General features: G+C 39.2%; 1 protein-coding gene, 16 tRNA genes and 1 pseudogene. 1 reads left to right on the top strand and 17 read right to left on the bottom strand.

The window, feature by feature from the left end; all coding sequences use genetic code 11:
* Positions 1 to 118: 118 nt before the first annotated feature.
* Positions 119 to 628: pseudogene (locus tag D8M03_RS17200) on the top strand (metal-binding protein ZinT); the annotation flags it as partial.
* Positions 629 to 1,297: 669 nt separating this feature from the next.
* Here D8M03_RS17200 and D8M03_RS17205 read toward each other — a convergent pair.
* The 17 genes from D8M03_RS17205 to D8M03_RS17285 form a co-directional block, all read right to left on the bottom strand.
* The gene (locus tag D8M03_RS17205) at positions 1,298 to 1,540 is read right to left on the bottom strand and encodes a hypothetical protein (protein ID WP_121216017.1); all 243 of its coding nucleotides are present in this window, start codon (positions 1,538 to 1,540) and stop codon (positions 1,298 to 1,300) included.
* A 412-nt stretch (positions 1,541 to 1,952) separates the two neighbouring features.
* A tRNA-Leu gene (locus tag D8M03_RS17210) sits at positions 1,953 to 2,034 on the bottom strand.
* Between the two features lie 49 nt (positions 2,035 to 2,083).
* Positions 2,084 to 2,157 (bottom strand) — tRNA-Cys (locus D8M03_RS17215).
* A gap of 10 nt (positions 2,158 to 2,167) precedes the next feature.
* A tRNA-Gly gene (locus D8M03_RS17220) sits at positions 2,168 to 2,242 on the bottom strand.
* A gap of 4 nt (positions 2,243 to 2,246) precedes the next feature.
* Positions 2,247 to 2,321 (bottom strand) — tRNA-Gln (locus tag D8M03_RS17225).
* 30 nt (positions 2,322 to 2,351) lie between these two features.
* Positions 2,352 to 2,427: transfer RNA gene (locus tag D8M03_RS17230), tRNA-His, on the bottom strand.
* A 44-nt stretch (positions 2,428 to 2,471) separates the two neighbouring features.
* Positions 2,472 to 2,547, bottom strand: a tRNA-His gene (locus D8M03_RS17235).
* A gap of 25 nt (positions 2,548 to 2,572) precedes the next feature.
* Positions 2,573 to 2,646: transfer RNA gene (locus D8M03_RS17240), tRNA-Trp, on the bottom strand.
* 8 nt (positions 2,647 to 2,654) lie between these two features.
* Positions 2,655 to 2,738 (bottom strand) — tRNA-Tyr (locus D8M03_RS17245).
* Positions 2,739 to 2,744: 6 nt separating this feature from the next.
* Positions 2,745 to 2,820: transfer RNA gene (locus D8M03_RS17250), tRNA-Thr, on the bottom strand.
* A 23-nt stretch (positions 2,821 to 2,843) separates the two neighbouring features.
* Positions 2,844 to 2,916, bottom strand: a tRNA-Phe gene (locus tag D8M03_RS17255).
* 6 nt (positions 2,917 to 2,922) lie between these two features.
* Positions 2,923 to 2,998: transfer RNA gene (locus tag D8M03_RS17260), tRNA-Asp, on the bottom strand.
* Position 2,999: 1 nt separating this feature from the next.
* Positions 3,000 to 3,076, bottom strand: a tRNA-Met gene (locus D8M03_RS17265).
* A gap of 23 nt (positions 3,077 to 3,099) precedes the next feature.
* Positions 3,100 to 3,175: transfer RNA gene (locus tag D8M03_RS17270), tRNA-Val, on the bottom strand.
* A gap of 20 nt (positions 3,176 to 3,195) precedes the next feature.
* Positions 3,196 to 3,270, bottom strand: a tRNA-Glu gene (locus tag D8M03_RS17275).
* Between the two features lie 21 nt (positions 3,271 to 3,291).
* A tRNA-Ser gene (locus tag D8M03_RS17280) sits at positions 3,292 to 3,383 on the bottom strand.
* Between the two features lie 7 nt (positions 3,384 to 3,390).
* Positions 3,391 to 3,465 (bottom strand) — tRNA-Asn (locus D8M03_RS17285).
* Positions 3,466 to 3,716: the final 251 nt, after the last annotated feature.

Genomic DNA, 3,716 nt, shown 5'->3' on the forward strand with positions numbered 1-3,716 from the left:
GACACTTTAACAGTAGAGTGACTTGGGGTGGCTGGCAAGTCTATTTTTTTGCACTAAAAAAGTGCTAGACTCTGTACAAATTCGTTGCACTAGTCTGCACTTTTATTATGCAATACACAATAGTCACGTACAAGAACGTACCCTTTCCGATTGGGAGGGCGATTGGCAATCTGTTTATCCATATTTACTTGATGGAACATTAGATGAAGTATTTGAACATAAGGCGGAGCATAAAGGTGATAAAACATTCGAGGAATATAAAGCGTATTATGAAGTGGGTTACAAAACAAATACAGAACGAATTGTAATCGATGGCAACAATGTAACATTTTACGAAAATGGAAAAGCCTATACAGGGGAATATCAAACAGATGGATACGAAATTCTCAATTATGAAGCAGGAAATCGTGGTGTACGGTATGTATTCAAATTAGTAGCACCTGCAGATAATGTTCCGCAATATATTCAATTCAGTGACCATAACATTTCACCAACAAAAGCCGAACATTATCACTTATATTGGGGAGACGATTGTGAATCATTATTAAATGAAGTGACAAATTGGCCTACATATTTCCCTTCCGAAATGGATGGACATACAATCGCACATGAAATGATTGCCCACTAAATCACGATAAAAGGGATCGAGTTATAACTCAATCCCTTCTTTCTACCTTATTTATTAACTAAATCTTGCCAGTTTCAATTTATCATGAAAAATAATTATTAAATCAGATGACTAATTACATTACTTATGAAATTGGTAGGGACAGAGAGATATAATTTACTAATTACCCGTTTTGCCTAAACTTGCTAACAAAAGTATACCAACCCACATAATTGTCGCTACAAAAAATAGAGATAAGTCCATGTCTTCTCCTTTGTAAAAATTTGATACTACTAGTATTACTCTTTATTTAGATTTAAATCATTTCATTACGAAATTATATAATCTGTTGCTTATTTATTTGTACTGTCATATTTCTAGTTAAGTGGTTTTTATTAAACAATCAGTGTATCATCGAATTGGATGATCCTTTTCTAAACAAAGAATTCGATTCGATATTTCTGAAATAAGGTTAGTTCTTAACATTGAATTCCCACTTTCTAAGCATATTTACTTAATACACTTTACCTTAAGTAATTTGCTAAAGAGACATTTTTATCTCCTTATTTTATTCAATAATGGAACAAAGATAAAACTGTTACTGAAAAAGAATTTTTAATATAATGATGATAACTAAAAAAAGCCTTGCTAATGCAGAATGTTCTACATTAACAAGGCTTCATTATTACCTCAGTGGAATACGCTAGGTACTCCTCTATCAATTTCCTCTAATTGCTGTCCTATATATAACAATCCGTCCAATGCGATTTCAAGAACTGCCTTTGACTCATCAAGCTCTGCTGTAGGATGATTTGGGCTAGAAGCAATCAGCTTATTCCCCTTTTTTATTGCATACTGCCACACTGCCATATGTGTGTAAACTCCAATAAACTTAATTGCAATATCGTATTCTCCTATTTTATAAACTCCCATATAATAAGCCTCCTTGATTCTCTACTGTTCTTTGTTACTATCAAGGGTGGTCAAGATAAATAGATTTTAAACATTTATATCTATAACAATTTTATTTTAATCATAATATAGATATTTTCTCCTTTAATTAATATTAAGAAGAATTTGAGATACTGAACTATTTAACGATTGCTGATTGAATATTTTGTATTACGTATCATACAAGAAAATAACTAGAGATGATACTTATAAACGCTCTCTAAAAGCCTACATAATTGCGGTAATAATAATTATTTGTAGCAAATATAATTGAAAGATTTTGAATAAAGTGCAGTTAGAATGTGGGGCAATTTTATCAATCATTTTTATTAAAAAAGAGTTCTAACTCAGTATTGAGCTAGAACTCTTGTCAGTTTAATGTTTAATTTAAAGATACCGGTGGTCGGGGTCGAACCGACACTCCAGAAGGAACACGATTTTGAGTCGTGCGCGTCTGCCAATTCCGCCACACCGGCAAAGTCAAATAATAAAAAAAACATCGGATAAACCGATTAATAAATAAAATGGAGGCGGCTACCGGATTCGAACCGGTGGTAAGGGTGTTGCAGACCCGTGCCTTACCACTTGGCTAAGCCGCCATTATAATATTGGAGCGGAAGACAGGGTTCGAACCCGCGACCCCCACCTTGGCAAGGTGGTGTTCTACCGCTGAACTACTTCCGCAAAATGGCTGGGGTACCAGGATTCGAACCTGGGCATGACGGAATCAAAATCCGTTGCCTTACCGCTTGGCTATACCCCAAAAATTTGATGAAGTTTTCATTAGTTTTAATGGGGCGACTGATGGGAATCGAACCCACGAATGCCGGAACCACAATCCGGTGCGTTAACCACTTCGCCACAATCGCCATAATTTTATATATTATTTCAACTAATTATTTTTGAGGATATATGGGGCGACTGATGGGAATCGAACCCACGAATGTCGGAACCACAATCCGATGCGTTAACCACTTCGCCACAATCGCCATTACTTTAGTTGAAATTGGTTATTGGCAGGGGCAGTAGGAATCGAACCCACACCAAAGGTTTTGGAGACCTCTATTCTACCGTTGAACTATGCCCCTATTTTAAATGGTGGAGGGGGACGGATTCGAACCGCCGAACCCGAAGGAGCGGATTTACAGTCCGCCGCGTTTAGCCACTTCGCTACCCCTCCATAGTATGGTGCCGGCGATAGGAGTCGAACCCACGACCTACTGATTACAAGTCAGTTGCTCTACCAACTGAGCTACACCGGCATTTAAATAATTTTTAATAAAGATGGGTCGAGACGGAATCGAACCGCCGACACTTTGAGCTTCAGTCAAATGCTCTACCAACTGAGCTATCGACCCATTTTATGGCGGTCCCGACCGGGATCGAACCGGCGATCTCCTGCGTGACAGGCAGGCATGTTAACCGCTACACCACGGGACCTTGGTTGCGGGGACAGGATTTGAACCTGTGACCTTCGGGTTATGAGCCCGACGAGCTACCGAACTGCTCCACCCCGCGATAATACTATTTTGTTTAAAATATGGTGGAGGATGACGGGCTCGAACCGCCGACCCCCTGCTTGTAAGGCAGGTGCTCTCCCAGCTGAGCTAATCCTCCATGCTGGCTATTTTATAAAATGGTGACCCGTACGGGATTCGAACCCGTGTTACCGCCGTGAAAGGGCGGTGTCTTAACCACTTGACCAACGGGCCAGATTATCTGGCTGTCTAAGATGGCGGAGAGTAAGGGATTTGAACCCTTGAGACAGTGTTACCCGCCTACACGATTTCCAATCGTGCTCCTTCGGCCTCTCGGACAACTCTCCAAGAAGATGGCTCCGAAGGTAGGACTCGAACCTACGACCAACCGGTTAACAGCCGGTTGCTCTACCACTGAGCTACTTCGGAATAATTGTATTTTAATTTATAATCTTCTTGCAAACAGCATTTAAACTATTATCGAAAGACAAGTATTATTATATCATAATCCACAAATATATCAAGTACTTTTTATACTTTTTTCGGATTAATTTACTTATTCTCTCAAAACTGGATAAAGACATTGACTAACGACCATTCAAGTTAGTGGTTAAGTCCTCGATCGATTAGTATTCGTCAGCTCCATGTGTCGCCACACTTCCACCTCGAACCTATCTACC

Source organism: Ureibacillus endophyticus (assembly GCF_003628435.1).
Classification (GTDB): Bacteria; Bacillota; Bacilli; order Bacillales_A; family Planococcaceae; genus Ureibacillus; species Ureibacillus endophyticus.